The 15,664-nt window shown below is 62.2% G+C and carries 14 protein-coding genes; 9 read left to right on the top strand and 5 right to left on the bottom strand.

All coding sequences use genetic code 11. The features are described from left to right. The first annotated feature begins 2 nt into the window (after positions 1 to 2). Genes VGU25_15540 through VGU25_15530 form a run of 3 tightly spaced genes read left to right on the top strand, consistent with a single transcriptional unit; the run spans position 3 to position 1,970 of the window. Positions 3 to 224: a hypothetical protein gene (locus tag VGU25_15540; protein ID HEV2578617.1), complete on the top strand. Its 222-nt coding sequence runs from the start codon at positions 3 to 5 to the stop codon at positions 222 to 224. Positions 225 to 249: 25 nt separating this feature from the next. Next, positions 250 to 1,623 (top strand): aminomethyl-transferring glycine dehydrogenase subunit GcvPA, encoded by a 1,374-nt coding sequence (gene gcvPA / locus VGU25_15535; GenBank protein HEV2578616.1) that lies wholly within the window; start codon positions 250 to 252, stop codon positions 1,621 to 1,623. Between the two features lie 2 nt (positions 1,624 to 1,625). Then, positions 1,626 to 1,970, top strand: coding sequence for a hypothetical protein (locus VGU25_15530; protein ID HEV2578615.1), 345 nt, complete (start codon positions 1,626 to 1,628; stop codon positions 1,968 to 1,970). Between the two features lie 61 nt (positions 1,971 to 2,031). Here VGU25_15530 and VGU25_15525 read toward each other — a convergent pair whose 3' ends face one another. Beyond that, positions 2,032 to 3,399: a hypothetical protein gene (locus VGU25_15525; protein ID HEV2578614.1), complete on the bottom strand. Its 1,368-nt coding sequence runs from the start codon at positions 3,397 to 3,399 to the stop codon at positions 2,032 to 2,034. Positions 3,400 to 3,724: 325 nt separating this feature from the next. Between VGU25_15525 and gcvPB the strand changes: the two genes are divergently transcribed. The 3 genes from gcvPB (at position 3,725) to VGU25_15510 (ending at position 7,537) form a co-directional block, all read left to right on the top strand. Further along, positions 3,725 to 5,272, top strand: a complete 1,548-nt coding sequence (gene gcvPB, locus VGU25_15520) for an aminomethyl-transferring glycine dehydrogenase subunit GcvPB (GenBank protein HEV2578613.1) — start codon at positions 3,725 to 3,727, stop codon at positions 5,270 to 5,272. A 2-nt stretch (positions 5,273 to 5,274) separates the two neighbouring features. Beyond that, entirely contained in the window at positions 5,275 to 5,583 is a 309-nt protein-coding gene (locus tag VGU25_15515) for a hypothetical protein (protein HEV2578612.1), read from the top strand. A 61-nt stretch (positions 5,584 to 5,644) separates the two neighbouring features. Further along, positions 5,645 to 7,537 carry a M61 family peptidase gene (locus VGU25_15510; GenBank protein ID HEV2578611.1) on the top strand — a complete coding sequence of 631 codons (1,893 nt, stop codon included), beginning with the start codon at positions 5,645 to 5,647 and terminating at the stop codon, positions 7,535 to 7,537. 77 nt (positions 7,538 to 7,614) lie between these two features. On the opposite strand, the gene VGU25_15505 is transcribed toward VGU25_15510, so the two are convergent. Continuing rightward, positions 7,615 to 8,670, bottom strand: coding sequence for a YihY/virulence factor BrkB family protein (locus tag VGU25_15505; GenBank protein ID HEV2578610.1), 1,056 nt, complete (start codon positions 8,668 to 8,670; stop codon positions 7,615 to 7,617). Between the two features lie 158 nt (positions 8,671 to 8,828). Here VGU25_15505 and VGU25_15500 point away from each other — a divergent pair, with 158 nt between their 5' ends. After that, on the top strand, positions 8,829 to 9,818 hold the full coding sequence (locus VGU25_15500; protein HEV2578609.1) for an MBL fold metallo-hydrolase: 990 nt from the start codon (positions 8,829 to 8,831) through the stop codon (positions 9,816 to 9,818). A 149-nt stretch (positions 9,819 to 9,967) separates the two neighbouring features. Here VGU25_15500 and VGU25_15495 read toward each other — a convergent pair whose 3' ends face one another. Beyond that, positions 9,968 to 10,810, bottom strand: a complete 843-nt coding sequence (locus VGU25_15495) for an RDD family protein (protein ID HEV2578608.1) — start codon at positions 10,808 to 10,810, stop codon at positions 9,968 to 9,970. Here VGU25_15495 and VGU25_15490 point away from each other — a divergent pair. Continuing rightward, positions 10,809 to 11,819: a stage II sporulation protein M gene (locus tag VGU25_15490; protein ID HEV2578607.1), complete on the top strand. Its 1,011-nt coding sequence runs from the start codon at positions 10,809 to 10,811 to the stop codon at positions 11,817 to 11,819. The two genes, VGU25_15495 and VGU25_15490, sit on opposite strands and share 2 nt — an antisense overlap. Before the next feature lie 180 nt (positions 11,820 to 11,999). Here VGU25_15490 and VGU25_15485 read toward each other — a convergent pair whose 3' ends face one another. After that, positions 12,000 to 12,839, bottom strand: coding sequence for a hypothetical protein (locus VGU25_15485; GenBank protein ID HEV2578606.1), 840 nt, complete (start codon positions 12,837 to 12,839; stop codon positions 12,000 to 12,002). A gap of 150 nt (positions 12,840 to 12,989) precedes the next feature. Between VGU25_15485 and VGU25_15480 the strand changes: the two genes are divergently transcribed. Continuing rightward, positions 12,990 to 13,721: a polysaccharide deacetylase family protein gene (locus VGU25_15480; protein HEV2578605.1), complete on the top strand. Its 732-nt coding sequence runs from the start codon at positions 12,990 to 12,992 to the stop codon at positions 13,719 to 13,721. Positions 13,722 to 13,752: 31 nt separating this feature from the next. Here the strand turns inward: VGU25_15480 and VGU25_15475 are convergent, their stop codons facing one another. Beyond that, positions 13,753 to 15,576 (bottom strand): hypothetical protein, encoded by a 1,824-nt coding sequence (locus VGU25_15475; protein HEV2578604.1) that lies wholly within the window; start codon positions 15,574 to 15,576, stop codon positions 13,753 to 13,755. Positions 15,577 to 15,664: the final 88 nt, after the last annotated feature.

Below are 15,664 nucleotides of genomic sequence, written 5' to 3'. Positions count from 1 at the left end.
TCGTGTCGAACGTCATCAAGACCGATGTGTTTATTCTGCTCGGGTTGTTGATCGCTGTTATCGGCTTCCTTGGGAAGAAGTTCTACTACGCGCGTGGTTTGTACGGGGGCTCATCCGGAAAGGAAACTCCGCTCTGGTTTGGCCGTTTGATGTTCATCGGCGTTGGCAGCATATTCATGATCACCGGATTTCTACAACTTTTCGGCGTTATCCCCATGCGCTAATAACTCTCACTGAATAGGTTTCTTAATGCGCTATCTCCCCAAGTCCCCCGCCGACCGCCAAGAGATGCTTGATGCGATTGGTGTCACGTCGATCGACCAGCTCTTCGAAACCATCCCCGGCGAATACCGGTTCGATCACGACCTGAACATCCCGCGCCAGCATGGAGAATCGGAAATCCTCGATCGCTTCCGCGCGTTCGCGGGCAATATCGCGAGCGGCGATGCTGCCAGGCTGGCTGCGCAACCGGCGACAAAGCTGCCCGCGAGCTTTCTCGGCGCAGGCGCGTACCGTCACTACCGCCCGGTCATCATCGACTCGCTGGTGCAGCGCGGCGAGTTCCTGACCAGCTACACGCCCTATCAACCGGAGATCTCGCAGGGCACGCTGCAGGCCATGTTCGAGTTCCAGACGATGATCTGCGAGCTGACCGGCATGGAAATTGCCAACGCATCCATGTACGACGGCTCCACGGGATGTGCTGAGGCCGTGATGATGGCCGTTCGTGTGACCGGAAGAGATGGCTGCGTGGTCGCACGCACCGTGCATCCGGAGTATCGCGAGGTGCTGAAGACCACCGTGCAGCACCAGGAGATTCCCGTAGCGGAGTGCGGCTACGACGCGAAGTCCGGCCGCGTGGACCTCGCTGAGCTCGAGCGCGCGATCACCGACAACACGGCCTGTGTGATGATTCAGTCGCCGAACTTCTTCGGCACAATCGAAGACGTCGCCGCCATTGCCGAACTGGTGCATTCCAAGGGTGCACTGCTCATCGTCGCGATCGCTGAAGCCGTCTCACTGGGCATTGTAAAGCCGCCGCAGGAGGCCGACATCGTCGCCATGGAGGCGCAGAGCTTCGGCGTAGCGGTCGGCTTTGGCGGGCCGTACTGCGGCGTGATCGCCTGCAAGGAGCGGTTCCTCCGGCAGATGCCGGGCCGGCTCGTCGGCGAGACGAAGGACATGAACGGCAAGCGCGGCTTTGTGCTGACGCTCTCGACACGTGAGCAGCACATCCGCCGCGAGAAGGCGACGAGCAACATCTGCACCAACCAGGCGCTGGTCGCGATGATGGTTACGATCTTCCTGACGGTCTACGGCAAACAGGGTCTGCGCGAACTCGCTCAGCAGAACCTCGCGAAAGCTGCCTATCTCCGCGACGCGCTCGCGAAAGCCGGTGCAAAACCGCTCTTCTCCGCTCCGAGCTTCAACGAATTCGCTGTCGCGCTTCCCGCGAGCGCGGAGAGTGTGAACGCGAAGCTGCTCCAGAAGGACATCATCGGCGGTCTTGCGCTCAACAGGTGGTATCCGGAGCTGGGCGAAAGCGCAGCGCTGTGGTGCGCGACGGAGCTGACGACGAAGGTGCAAATCGACGCTGCAGCTCAGGCGCTCGGAGCGAAGTAGTTATGGACATCAGCGCGGTTGAAGGGCAGGAGCTATCTGCAGTCGAGTTTGTGAGTGACTACCTGCGCCTGCGCTTCGATGGCCCAACGTTGACACTGTACGCGTGGCCTCACGTTCTGCTGGAAGACTTCTCGATCGCCTTCGGACAGCCCGAGTACCGCAATGCTCTCTGCGCGCAGATCGGCGAGACGGTCGCCAAGGCCGAGCTGAAAGAGCTGGATTCGCTGACGGTCGAGTTTGAATCAGGCACGGTGATCGCACTCAGCCTGCGCGAAGAGGATATGGATGGGCCGGAAGCTGGAAGCTATTCCGCAACCGGCGGCAGTGACGATGAGGAAGAGTTCTAACCGGTCTTGCGCCTGAAACGCAAAGGCCGTCCCGGAGGACGGCCTCTTCTTTCGGGCACTGTTACCGGTAATTGCGGATAAAGGTGTCGCGCGGGAATCCTGAGCGCCGCGCGCGCTGCTGCAGCGCTTTGGCCTCTGGCTCGCTCATCGGTCCTCCCAGGCTGATGAGGAACGGCGCTCGGCTCCGCGGACTGAAGACCTGAGCATGGAAGCCCGGGTGCCGCGCGTTCAACTGCTCCGCCTTCGCCTGTGCCTGTCCCTGGCGGTTATACGTCCATGCAATTACGTACCATCCCGCCCCATGTGCCGCCGTTGCAACGCTGCTATTTGCCTCCACCCGAGCCGGCTGCACGATTGGCTGCTGAACAGATCGAGGTTGCGCAGCAGAAGCCTGCGGAGCTGAGCTCGTAACCGCGGGGGCGACGTTTTCGGAGGGCCTTGTCGACTTCGCCCCAACAAAATGCCAGATCACGATGATGCAAACGATCGCCACAGCCAGACCCCCGACGAGCCACGGACGCAGCGGAAACCCTGAAACTTCCTCGGCAACCAGGCGCCGGGAGCGCAGCGCCGGATCTGCCGCAGCATTGATCGGCGGACGCGGCTGATCGAGTGGAAGCGTTTGCTGCTCCGGCTGCACGACGTTAGAAGCCTTCGACGCACTCGCAGAGTTCGGTTTCCGGTTGGCGCCCGTTCCATTCGTCGAGGGAGCGGGAGATGCCGATGGAGTCGTCGCAGCGGACGGCTGGTTCACAACCTGCCCGATCTGCTCCAGGCTCCATGTGCCGTCCAGCATGTGCGGAATCAACCGCCGGAAGCCATCCGGCAAGTTGAGGCCCGGATTGTAGCGCTTCTCCAGCGTCAGGCATTGCAGCAGCAGCATGCCGAAGTCATGAATGTCGCGACGGCGAAGTTCCGCGCAGCCTTCGGGCGTGTTGAACTCCGTGTCAGCGATGCACTCGCGCACGCAATCGCTGCGCAGTTTCACAGTCTCGCCCACCGCCAGAACATTGACCGGTTCGATGTGCTCATGCACGAGGCCGCTGCCATGAAGCGCCGTCAAGGCTCCGTGAACAGCCCGTGCGACCTGCGTCGCTTCCGTGAGCGTCAGCGGTCGCTCGCGCAGCACGTCGTCGAGGTTCGCATCATCGGCCTCCATCAACGCGTACGTGATCGCGACGCCGTCGAAGTTCGTCTGACCGAAGCGCTCGATATTGATCAGATTGCCCTCGTGCATCCCGGCAACCTGACGCCAACGCTTCAGCAGCTCGTCTTCGTCAAAATGGGCCTCAGTGATGCGGATGACGGCGGCATTTCCCGTTGTGTCCGAGGTGGCAAAGAAGCCGTTGCGTCCCTCCGAACGCAGCAGCTTGCCGAGCGTGTAAGTGCCCTCAATCTTTCTTCCTTCATATTCCGTCCAGAGTTGCATCGGTACGCCCCATATTCCAGATTCCACAGTTCGTTCGCAGAAGCGTCGGGCTTGCCAGCCCGAGGGATTCCTCTGCGGAGGAGGCAGTTTTGCCTAATCTAAGTTTGGACGTGCCTGACCCGTCTTCGGCACGTTTTGCACCGCTGGCCCAAGGAAAAGCCGAACCACCGCAGGCACATCCGCTTTGGCAACCCGCGCCGGGAGGGTGCGATAGGCGAACGGGCGAGCACGACTTCGCCGGCGTGAATATGAGAACCTGAGAGGAGCGGCTCCCCCTGCAGGCTGCCTTCATGCGTGCAGCTCGGGCTTTCGCTACGGGAAAACCATGCCAGACGAAAAGTTCATTGGAACGCCGCGCAAGGCGACCACGCACGTCAACCAGGACGAAAACCTCATCTTCGAGAAGAGCTCGCCCGGCAAGAAGGGCTACCGCCTTGCCGAGCTCGATGTGCCCGCCGTCGATGCCGCGGCGCTGCTTGGTGACGCCGCGCGTGAAGACCTCGGCGTGATGCCGGAGCTCAGCGAGATCGAGATCATCCGCCACTTCACTCGCCTTTCCACGTGGAACTATGCGATCGATCTCGGCATGTACCCGCTCGGTTCCTGCACGATGAAGTACAACGCCCGCATCAACGAGGCGGTCGCACGCCTCGAGGGTCTCGCGGAAGCACACCCGTACCAGCCTGAGTCGTTGTCGCAGGGCGCGCTCGGCGTCATGAAGATCCTGAGCGAATGCCTCATCGAAATCACCGGGATGGACGCCATCACGCTGCAGCCTGCGGCGGGCGCGCATGGTGAGTTCACCGGCATCCTTTTGGCGAAGGCCTATCACACGGCGCAGGGCAATCCGCGCAAGAAGATCCTCATCCCCGACTCTGCGCACGGCACGAATCCCGCGACGGCAGCCGTCTGCGGCTACCAGGTCGCGAACCTGAAATCGAACGCGAAGGGCATGGTCGATCTCGCCGAACTCGAAAAGCTGGTCAACGATGACATCGCTGCGCTGATGCTGACGAACCCGTCAACCATCGGCGTCTTCGAGAGCGAGATTCACAAGATCGCCGACATCCTGCACGCGAAAGGCGCGCTGCTCTACATGGACGGCGCGAACATGAATGCGCTCTGCGGCAAGACGCGGCCCGGCGACTTCGGTGCGGACGTCATGCACCTGAATCTGCACAAGACCTTCTCCACACCCCATGGGGGAGGTGGCCCGGGCTCGGGTCCCGTGGCGTGCAAGAAGATTCTCGAACCGTTCCTTCCCACACCGGTCGTCATCACGAAACCGGACGGCACGCTCGGGCTCGACTACAACCGCCCGCAGAGTGTTGGTCGCGTGCGCGCCTGGTACGGCAACTTCGGGATGTTCATCCGCGCGCTTGCATACATTCTCGCGAACGGCCCCGACGGCCTGCGCCAGACCACCGAAGACGCCGTGCTCAACGCAAACTACCTGCGCGCCAGGCTCGAGGGCACCTTCGATCTGCCCTACAAATCGCCGTCGCTGCATGAGGTCGTCTTCTCCGACAAACTTCAGGCGCGCAACGGCGTCAAGACCGGCGACATGGGCAAGCGGCTCATCGACTACGGCTTCCATGCCTACACGGTCAGCTTCCCGCTCGTCGTGCAGGGCGCGATGATGATCGAGCCGACGGAGTCTGAATCCAAGGAAGAGCTCGACCTGCTCGTCGACGCGCTGCAGCAGATCGCGCGTGAAGCAGAGGAGAACCCGGAGCTCGTGCAGACCGCGCCGCACACCACGCGCATGCGCCGTCTGGACGAGACGACCGCCGCGCGTAAGCCGGTCTTGCGCTGGAGGGCACCCATAGCCTCCACTTCCTTAACGCCCGACAGCGCCGCGAAGGAGTGGTAGCCGTGGCCGATGAGCTGAAGGCGACCGGCACACCGTTCTACCGGCACGGCGACATCCTCCACTCGCGCGGCGAAGAACTCGAACGCGAGATCTTCATGCGCGGCGAGACCGCCGGCCGGCTCGCGGTTGCACTCGACACGCTGACGGACGCCCTCGTGCTCGTGGGGCAACACGGCGTGTATTGCACGAGCAACCGGAATCCCGCGGTGCCGAAGCTTGATCTGCAGGCCGTGCTCGCCGGCATAGGCGGAGCGAAGGAGCTCATCGCCGGCGCGATGGACCATTTGCGCAAACAGAAGGAAGCCCACTAGCTCAGGTTCCGCGCGCGTACACTGGACGCACTTGATTTTCCGTCCAGGAGCTCTCCCAGAAATGCATCTCTCGCGCCTCTTCTGCGCAGCGCTCACGAGCGCCGCACTTCTCTCGCCGTGTCTCGCGAGCGCGCAAACCCCCATCACCCTCGCCGTCGACCTCACCGATGCTCCGCGCAAGATCCTGCACTCGCAGGAGACGATGCCCGTGCAGCCCGGCCCCATGACGCTCGTGTACCCGGAGTGGATTCCCGGTGAGCACGGTCCCACCGGACCCGTCGTCGACCAGGCCGGCTTCATCATCACGACGCAGACGGGCCGGCGCGTGAAGTGGGAGCGCGATCCGGTGGACATGTACGCGTACCACATCACGGTTCCCGACGGCACAACGCAGCTCAACATCAAAATGGACTTCCTCGCAACGGCGAGTGCTGAAGGCTTTTCCGCCGGTGCGTCGACGAGCGCCAATCTTGCGCTGTTGAGCTGGAATGAGCTCGTCGTCTATCCCGCCGGAACCAAGGCCGCCGAGGTCATGATCACGCCCTCGCTCAAGGTCCCCGAAGGCTGGAAGTTCGGCACAGCGCTCGAACCCACCTCTGCCCCAGGCACGCAAACCAGCTTCAAAACCGTATCGCTCGAGCAGCTCGTCGATTCGCCCGTGCTCGCCGGCCGCTATTTCCGTGAAGTTCCGCTCGCAACCGACGTCACTCCAAAGCACTTCCTCGACATGGCCGGCGACGGTCCCGAGGACGTCGAGCTCTCGCAGGAACACATCGACGACTTCTCTCGCCTCGTGCGCGAGACAGGAGCGCTCTACAAATCTCGCCACTATGGCGCGTATCACTTCCTCGTGACGCTGAGCGATCAGGTCGCGCACTTCGGACTCGAGCACCATCAATCCTCGGACGATCGTGTCGGCGAAAAGACCTTCACCGACGACAACACATTCATCGAGAACGGTCTCCTGCTTCCGCACGAGTTCACCCACTCCTGGAATGGCAAGTACCGCCGCCCCGCGGGTCTTGCAACGCCCAACTACCAGGAGCCGATGAAGGGAGATCTGCTGTGGGTATATGAAGGCCTCACCGAATATCTCGGCGATGTGCTCGCTTCGCGCTGCGGCATCTGGGCTCCCGCCGTGTATCGTGATCGTCTCGCCACTGTGGCCGGATATCTCAACGATCTCCGCCCCGGCCGCACATGGCGCGACCTGCAGGACACCGCAACCGCCGCGCAACTTCTCTACAACGCAGGCGGTGGCTACGATAACTGGCGCCGCAATGTCGATTACTACGACGAAGGCGAGCTTCTCTGGCTGGAGGTCGATCTCACCATCCGTGCAAAGACGAACGGCAAAAAGAGCCTGAACGACTTTGCAGCCGCGTTTGAAGGCCTCGGCGGCAATACTGCGCCGAAGGTTGTCCCCTACACGTTCGACGACATCGTCAACGGACTAAACGCGGTCGTGCCGAACGACTGGGCGACCTTCCTGCGCACACGACTCGACTCCAACGACGTCCACGCGCCGGAGATGGAGGGCATCGACGCACTCTCAGGCTACAAGCTCATCTACACCGACAAGCCTGACTACTGGTCGCAGCTTGAGGAGAGTCAGCGCAACTACATCGACACGCGCTACTCGTTAGGCATGTCCGTAGGTACCGATGACAAGGTGAACGATGTGATCATCGGCGGCCTCGCCGATAAAGCGGGCTTCGGCCCCGGCATGCAGATCATCGCAGTGAACGGCCGCGGTTTCGCTCCACTCCTTCTGCGCGCAGCCATCCAGAAAGCTCAGGGGAGCGGCCCCGCACTCGAGTTCATCGTAGAGAACACGAACTACTACAAGATCATTCGGATGGACTACCACGGAGGCGAGCGCTATCCGCAATTCCAGCGCGTTCAAGGCACGCCCGCACGTCTGGATGACATCCTGCAGCCGATGGTCAAGTAAGACGCAAAAGAAAAGGGACGCGCCATCGTCCAAGTGGCGCGTCCTTACTTTTTTAGATGCACGCGGAATATATCGCGTCAGCTTACGGGCACTGGGACTGGATGCTCGGGATCCGCGCTTGCCTCAGGTGGCAGCTTGCCTGCCTCCTTGAGTCGCTTCTCCATCACCGAGGCCTGTATCTCTGAATTGAGTTCGGCGCCCGCGAGCAGCGTTAGTCCGGTGATGTAAAACCACATCAACAGAATCACCACCGCACCGAGCGAACCGTATGTGACCGAGTAGCTGTTGAAGAAGTGCAGGTACACGCGAAAGCCGAGCGACGCGAGCATCCACGTGATGATTCCGAACGCAGCACCGGGCGTAAGCCAGCGCCAGCACTTCGTCTTCAGGCATGGAGCGTAGTAGTAGATTGTGCTGAAGATCAGCATCAGCAGCCCGCAGGCGATGGTCCACGTCACAACGTGAATCCCAACGACGACTCCGATACGCAGCGGCCGATGCCAAATAGCGTGATGCGCTCTACGCGCGAGAAAGCCGCCCGTCATCAGCACCGCCAGATTTGCCGTCGCTATCAGGGCGAGCAGGATTGTCACCAGAATCGCCGCTCCGTGAGCCTTCCAGTACGGCCTCGTCTCGCGCACCTTGTACACGAGATTGATCGTGTCCTGAATCGCGGAGAAGCCCATGGATGCCGACCATAAAGAAACCAGAAAACCGAACGCTGCCTTGCCGCCGGTGGAGGCCTGCGCGGTCTGGTTGAACGTGTCAATCACGAGCTGATACGCCGACGGTGGTACCACCATCGCCAGAGAGTGAAGAAGCCTGTCATAAATGCTTGGCGCGCTGCGAGCAGCGAGCCCGAGCACCGCACTCGCGCAGATCAGCATCGGGAACAGCGAGAACAGAAAGTAGAAGCCCAGCTCCGCTGCGCGCGAAACCAGATCGTCATCCACAAAGGACTTCGCCGTGCGTTTCAGCACCACGCCCACCGGCGTGCCTTCAAAGTTCCATAGGCTGCCGAACTCAGAGCGTGATACATAGTCCCAGATGCGCCGCGCGACCGGATCACTCGGGCGATGGTCCTTGCGTTCGTCGGCCTGAGGCGGCGGTGTCGATGGTACGCTCTGCAGCATTGCGCAACCGAATCCTCTGCAATTACCGTTGGAGCCGGTACAGCGCCGGCTTGTCTCTCTGATGCAGCCAGCGATGGGCTGGTAACTTGCTGAACTGCCGGTCGAGGCATCGTTCGTCTCGGTCACGCATCTGATTTCACAGGAGACCGCACACCAACATGAAACGCCGCAAGACCAAGGCCCCCCGTAGCGCACGAGGAATTCCCTTCTGGATGCGCAAGTTGGGGCAGCTCTGGCGTCTCGTCCGCGAAAGCCACGCCGATCCGCTGGAAGGCGAACCGCGCCTGCCTCTGTCGGTTGCCGAACACGAGGCGGCGATCACGTTCATCGGTCACTCCTCCTTCCTTCTGCAACTCGGCGGCCGCAACATCCTCATTGACCCGGTCTTCGCCACGCGGCTGATTCTCCTGCGCCGCAAACGCGTGGCCGGCGTGCGCGTCAGCGACCTTCCACGCATCGACGCCGTCCTGCTGACGCACGCGCACATGGACCACCTGAACCGTCCCTCGCTGCGCGCCGTGACGCGCGAGATGCGCCGCCGCAAAATTCCGGCGCCGGTCGCCATCGTTCCTCACAACGTAGAGGATCTCGTCGCTGATCTCGGCTTCTCCGCGGTTCAATCTCTGCGCTGGTGGCAGTCGACCGAGCTCGGCGAGACCACACCGCTCCGCGTCACCATGACGCCTGCGAAACACTGGGGCGCGCGTATGTTCAATGACACGCACCGCGGTTTCGGCGGATACGTGCTGGACTCTCCCGGCTCGCCGCGCATCTACCACTCCGGCGACACCGCCTACTTCGCAGGATTCTCAGAGATCGGCAGCAGGTTGAAGCCCGAGATCGCGCTGCTCCCCATCGGCGCCTACTTCCCCGACAGCTACCGCGCCGTGCACACCAGCCCCGAAGAGGCGCTGCAGGCGTTCCTCGATCTCGGCGCAGAAGCCATGGTGCCGATGCACTACAACACCTTCCGGCTCGGACGTGAGCCGATGGACGAGCCGCTTCCACGCCTGATGCGCGCCGCCGATGCCGCCGACGTTGAAGACCGCGTTCACCCTCTCGCCGAAGGTGAGAGCTGGCTGGTCCCGGAAAGCTTCGCCGACTCCGACCGCGAAACTACACTTGCGGACCGCAACGCAGCCGACTAAAGAACAGCAGGGACCTGCCGTCGCCTTTTCCTTTGCTTTCACTTCTGCGCTTGCTTTGCTCTTGCCTTTGCTTTTCTTTCTGTCATCCCCGAAGGGGATATGCTGTTGTCTTTCCGAGCCTCAACTCCTCAACTCGCAACACCAACTGCTCACCGCCGCGCCCGTGCGCTCGACCGCATCGCGTACGCAATCGCCTCGAGAAAGCGCTCCGGATTTCCCTGCGGGACCGTGAGGTTCATCTTTGCCGCCATCTGCGCTGCAATGCGTCCGGCAATCTCTGCGCGCGTGGCCAGGCTTAAATCCAGCGCCCGCGCGAAGAACGATTCAATCAGCAACAGATCATCACCCTTCAGCTTTGCTATTGCGTCCGCTGGCAGGCTCCCGGCACTCTGCGCGCCCGCCCAGGCGAGCGGATCAAACGCAGCCGGCGCCGAGTGCGCGGGCATGATGCTCGTGCCTCGCTCAATCAGCAGCGGCTGCTCATCGCTGCGCTCATGCACGACGAGCGTCCCCGCCGCCAGATCCCCAAGCCGCTGATTACGCTTCGTGCACAGCATCGTGATGACGCCCGCGAGATATAGCGCCGGCAGATAATCCACGATCCGCAGCAGGTTGCGCGACATTGCCTCAAACAGCGTGATCTGCCGGCCCGAGTCCTTGATCACGCGCAGCTTCATCACGTGCTTTCCCGGCGTCTGCCCGCGCCAGAACGCCTCAAACAGCGTGTAATAGCCCCAATACAACAGGAAATTCAAAGCGATAAACACCGCCAGGGTCCAGTTCCCGAGCACGCCAAGGTGTTTTTGCAGAGAGTCGAAGATGAACGCCGAAAGTATCCCCAGCAGAATGAAGCCCACGCCGATAATCAGGTGATCGAGCAAAACCGCGACGAACCGGCTGCCGATGCCTGCGACGGCGAACTCGAGCTCCACCTGCTCGGGCGTGTCAATGTTAAGCTGGTCGGCAAACCCGCGTTGCTCAAATGCAGCCATGATCTCAAACCTCTGGATCGACCTTCGCAAGGATAACTGGAACCGCCTCGACGCTCTGCTGCGGCAGGTCGAGGGCCACGGGCTGCGCTCCCTTTCGCAACCCGATCTGCGCGACCTCGGCCTGCTCTACCGCCAGGCCGCCGCCGACCTCAGTGCCGTCCGTGCCGACCGATCCTCCCGCACGCTGGAACAATACCTCAACAAGCTCGTCGCACGCGCTCACAATTTCGTGTACTCCGGCTCACGCACCTCATTCGCGGGCCTGTGGCGGTTCATGGCGCACGGCTACCCGCGGCTCCTGCGCCGGCTTTCGGGCTACGTCTGGCTCGCGACCGCCATTACCATTGCCGCCGCTGCCCTCGGCGTCTTTATCACCCTCGTGCGCCCCGAGTTCGGCGAGATGTTCCTCGGCGCGGACAAGATGGAAGGCATCCGCCAGCATCACCTCTGGATGGACTCGATCCTCAGCATCAAGCCGCAGGCCTCTTCGCAGATCATGACGAACAACATCACGGTCTGCTTCGTCGCGTTCGCGGCCGGAATCACAGCAGGACTCGGCACCATCATTACGCTGTTCGTAAACGGCCTCATGCTTGGCACGATTGCGACCGTCTGCGCGCAGTACCACCTGTCGCTCAGCCTCTGGAGTTTCATTGCCGCGCACGGCGCGCTGGAGCTGCCCAGCATCATGCTCGCCGGGGCAGCCGGGCTGCGCCTCGCCGCGGGCATCCTCTTCCCCGGCATGCTGCGCCGCAAGGACTCCCTCGCGCTCGCCGGTCTCGAAGCCGTCCAACTCGTCGCCGGCACGATCCCCCTGCTCACCATCGCCGGCACGCTGGAGGCATTCCTCTCGCCCACGCACGCACCCAACGCATTGAAGTTCGCGGTCGGCGCTCTGCTCTTCGCTGGCTTATGCCTTTGGCTCGGCGAGGGCGGCCGCACCCCGCTCTCGCGCAATGCAGGGCCCCATCCAGAGGATTCCGCCAATCCCATCGCTCTATCTAATTGAACTAAAAAGTACTTACGATTCGCGCCGGCATCCCCCTGTGAGGATTACCCCTTTGTTTCCAGGATTTTGCACGGAAACACACTCTTTGCAGTCTTTGGTCCACCCCTAAGTCCAATGTCTTGAATATTTTGCGCAAAAAGCGGGGAGGGGAGGGGGTATCCCCATCTCCCCGGCAAATTGCTACGGGTGAGGCTGCGTCGTCTCCGTCGAGCTGGTCCCACTCGGCGCTGCAGGCTGGTTCGGCGCAGGACTGCTCTTGCCCTGATTCTGGGCCGGTTCCGGCGTATTCGCCGCCGGCGTGATCTGCTTCGCCCGCGCTCCCTTTGTCTTCCCGGTGTTCGCGTTCGGCTGATTGGACGACCCCGGCGGCGGCGCCGCTCCACTGGCAACCCCATTCACCGATCCCGGCCCCCCATTCTTTGCGTTCGGAGGTCCATTCGCTGGCGCCGGCGGCGGCAGCACATGGAACGTCAGCTCCGCGCCCGCCGCGAGACCAGCATCCGTCCCCACCGCGGGCGCGCTGTCCGGAAGATCCTTATGCCCGGGCTTGCCGCGATAGGTCAGCGTATCGGTGTACACGCTAAGCGATCCCACGCGCTCCGCCTGCAGGGAAAACTCGCCCGCCGCATACAGCCGTCCCGCCGGCAGCGTCTCGACAACCGTGAGCTCGACCGGCGTTCCCGCCGATAGCGTCCCTCTCGGGCTCAGCGTCACTGGCTGCGATAGCGTCGCCTGCACTGTCTCGCCATTCTTCAGCCTGCCCGAGTCGATGGCACGTGACAGCTTCACGTCAATCGCTGCATGCGGCGGAATCGACTCACCATGCCCATTGCCCATGCGAACCGGACTCGCCAGCGCCGCCGCATCAACGACCGGCGCCGCCGGTGGCGGCTTGAGCGGGCTGGCCTGCGCGGCCGAATCCGTCGCAGGCTCCTCTTGCGTCTTCTGCGCTACGGCCATCCCGGCCACACACAGCACAGCGGCAAACGTCACGGGGAGCCGGAATGTCATCTTTCGCATCACGCACAGCTCTCCTCGGCATGGACTGCGCCGCGCCTGTGTCTTGAGACGGGCAACAGGCCAGCCATGTTGCATCTATAGCAGGACTTAACCCCAACACGACACATCGCGGGTTGCTCCACTCCGCCGCCAAACCTATCCTGAACAGGAATGCCTCACGCCACCGGGATCGTCCTCACGGCCGCCACCGCCTCGGCCATCGCGGTCGGCGGAACGCTCGCGTACGCCGCGCTTCACCCGCAGTCGCAGCTGTTCGGCCGCACTGTCATCGCCGGCCGCGACCCCGCCGAGATCGCCCTCACCTATGACGACGGCCCCAATGATGCCGCCACGCTCGAGCTCCTTGACGTGCTGGCACGCCACCACGTCCGCGCCACCTTCTTCATGATCGGCCGCTTCGTCCACCAGCGCCCCGAGATCGCCCGCGCCGTCCATGCCGCCGGCCACCTCGTCGGCAACCACACCATGACCCACCCGTGGCTCGCCTGGCAGTCGGAGCGCGTCATCCGTGAAGAGCTGCGCGGCTGCAACCAGGCGCTCGAAGATGCACTCGGTACACCCGTCCGTTACCTTCGGCCGCCACACGGAGCCCGCCGCCCGGCCGTGATGCGCATCGCGCGCGAGCTCGGCCTCACCCTTGTCCAGTGGAATGTGATGGGCCACGATTGGGCACCCATCGGCACGGAGGGCGTCCTGCACAAGCTGCAACGCGGCCTCAAAACAACTGAGCAACGCCGCAGCGGAGCGAACATCCTGCTCCACGACGGTTACGACCAGCGCATGGGCGCCGACCGCTCCGCGACCGTCCACGCCACCGACCAACTCATCACCGAACGCTCAGCAAGCGGCAGCCGCTTCGTCACGGTCGACGCCTGGACTTGAGTTACAGGCCCCCCCAAAGGCGACCCCACCCTCAAGGACGCGATGTCAACGACGGCACAGCATTGGGCCGTTCCACAACGGCTGCCAGGGTCATAAAGCAATCTGCAAGAAAGCCCTCATAGCCGCTGGGAGTGCCATCCCATGCCTGCCAGTCGTACGTCTTGCCGTTCGGGCCACGGCCTTCAAACCCGCCGCTCTTATAGGTTTTCAGCATCGGGAACAGGATGTGGTCGCCATCCTCGATGCGTCCCAGCTTGTAGAGAGCGGCGATCGAATAGTAGGCAAAGGCAGCCGTTGCGCTGCCGTCCTCGTAAACCTGAAAGGTGGGACGCCCGACGTAATCGTCCTTGCTGATCGGAATCAGGTTTCCCGGTATCCCATGCTCGAAATTTGTATAGCCCACCTCCTGCATCTTGGCCAGAAGGTGGTCGAAGATCGCATTCCCTTCTTTCTTTGGCACCAGGCCGTAGACCACGGCGGCTCCGCTCACCCATGGGAAGTAGTAGTCGTGAAGCTTGCCATCCTGGCTTCGCCATCCCGCAATCACGCCTGTCTTCGGATCGAAGAACGCGGGCAGATACGCGCTCTTCAGCTTCGCGGCTCTGCTTCTGTATCGTGCAGCATCCCCGTCCTGTTTCATCGTGGATGCCATTGTGGACATATCCTGCAGCGCGCGGTAGGCGAGTGCATTGGAGTAGGCATCTTCGTAACCGAAACCGATTGTGTCCCACCAGTTCGACGGGCGAAGGACCGTTCCGCCATCGGCCCGGGGAATCCAGGTACCCGAGTTGCCGGACGCGCTGTACTTCACCAGGCCGTCACCATTGGTGTCGGTGGCGAGCATGGCATCGGCCCAGCCGCGAATAGCCGGGTAGTTCTTCCGCAGCCACTGCGTGTCATGAGTCGCAGAGACGTATTCGCCAGCCGCGATGAGCAGTGAGGGGTACGTGTCGGCGCTGATCGTGTCCCGGTCGTTGACACCGAATCCGCTGCCGTCAAAGCTGCGGTAATAAGGCATTCCGGCCGCGAGCGCGCCATGCATCAAACGGTCGAGCGACACGCGCACGAGATCCATGGCGGTGAGGCCGTTGGCCAGCGGTGGAGTGTACTTCGCTACTTCCGTGTACATATGCCACACAAAGGAGCACGGATCGCTGGCCGTGTTATTTGCCAGCATGCCGTCTTCCGCCTGCATCTGGAAGATGTTGAGCCAGTTGCGGCGGAAACCATCGAAGCGCGCATCGGACTCGATCCCGCGCAGATGCGGGTAGATGGCGACGACCGTGAACTTGTAAGCGACCCGTGGGTTAGTCAGGGTTGCGCCAGGAAAAAATACCTCAACATAGCCTGGCTTGCGGCGGTGCCCGTCGTAGCCGAGCAGCACCGGCTCGCGGCTGGCCACTTCGATGCGCAACGAGCCTTCCTCAGGAAGGTGCAGCACGGCCGGCAACCGGGCCTGCCCTTCCTCAACCGTCGTCAGCAGCGTGGCGTGCGTCACCTCAGGATTGAAGTGCAAGACAATGCCTTGCCCGGGAATGCCCCGGCGAAAGGTGCTCACCATTTCGAAGGATTGCGGCGAGAACTTGAATCGCCAGCCTGAATCCGGAGCGCCCGCGCTCGGATCCTGCGGGAACGTCTTTGCCACAGGTCTCGTTCCGGGCGGGAATAGCACGTTGGGACGAAATTCTCCCTTGCCCAGTGAATCAACCGACAATGATTCAATCGTCGAGCCGTCAGGCGTAAGAGCCAGCGAATAGTACGGAGTCTTGGCTTCCCGTTGCTGCATGAAATCCGCCGCATTCGCCGCAGTCGTAAAGACCCCTAAGACTGCAATCAAGGCAAACAATCTGATCATCTGTTTTTCTGCAACTCTCAATCCAAATTTTCAGAGCGTTTCCAGAATAGTTGACGCAATAGGCCTCACGGGATCAAACACGCTGACG

This window comes from Acidobacteriaceae bacterium, from assembly GCA_035944135.1.
Taxonomy (GTDB): domain Bacteria; phylum Acidobacteriota; class Terriglobia; order Terriglobales; family Acidobacteriaceae; genus Granulicella.
Note: the sequence above shows the minus strand (reverse complement) of the source record. Positions and strands in the feature narration are given on the sequence as shown.

What these genes read in the sequence shown, in the direction of transcription:
- VGU25_15490 (HEV2578607.1), top strand. Translation starts at nt 10,809, where the DNA reads ATGATCTCAAACCTCTGGATCGACCTTCGCAAGGATAACTGGAACCGC.
- VGU25_15500 (HEV2578609.1), top strand. Translation starts at nt 8,829, where the DNA reads ATGAAACGCCGCAAGACCAAGGCCCCCCGTAGCGCACGAGGAATTCCC.
- VGU25_15530 (HEV2578615.1), top strand. Translation starts at nt 1,626, where the DNA reads ATGGACATCAGCGCGGTTGAAGGGCAGGAGCTATCTGCAGTCGAGTTT.
- VGU25_15495 (HEV2578608.1), bottom strand. Translation starts at nt 10,810, where the DNA reads ATGGCTGCATTTGAGCAACGCGGGTTTGCCGACCAGCTTAACATTGAC.
- VGU25_15505 (HEV2578610.1), bottom strand. Translation starts at nt 8,670, where the DNA reads ATGCTGCAGAGCGTACCATCGACACCGCCGCCTCAGGCCGACGAACGC.
- gcvPA (HEV2578616.1), top strand. Translation starts at nt 250, where the DNA reads ATGCGCTATCTCCCCAAGTCCCCCGCCGACCGCCAAGAGATGCTTGAT.
- gcvPB (HEV2578613.1), top strand. Translation starts at nt 3,725, where the DNA reads ATGCCAGACGAAAAGTTCATTGGAACGCCGCGCAAGGCGACCACGCAC.
- VGU25_15510 (HEV2578611.1), top strand. Translation starts at nt 5,645, where the DNA reads ATGCATCTCTCGCGCCTCTTCTGCGCAGCGCTCACGAGCGCCGCACTT.
- VGU25_15475 (HEV2578604.1), bottom strand. Translation starts at nt 15,576, where the DNA reads ATGATCAGATTGTTTGCCTTGATTGCAGTCTTAGGGGTCTTTACGACT.
- VGU25_15525 (HEV2578614.1), bottom strand. Translation starts at nt 3,399, where the DNA reads ATGCAACTCTGGACGGAATATGAAGGAAGAAAGATTGAGGGCACTTAC.
- VGU25_15485 (HEV2578606.1), bottom strand. Translation starts at nt 12,839, where the DNA reads ATGCGAAAGATGACATTCCGGCTCCCCGTGACGTTTGCCGCTGTGCTG.
- VGU25_15480 (HEV2578605.1), top strand. Translation starts at nt 12,990, where the DNA reads ATGCCTCACGCCACCGGGATCGTCCTCACGGCCGCCACCGCCTCGGCC.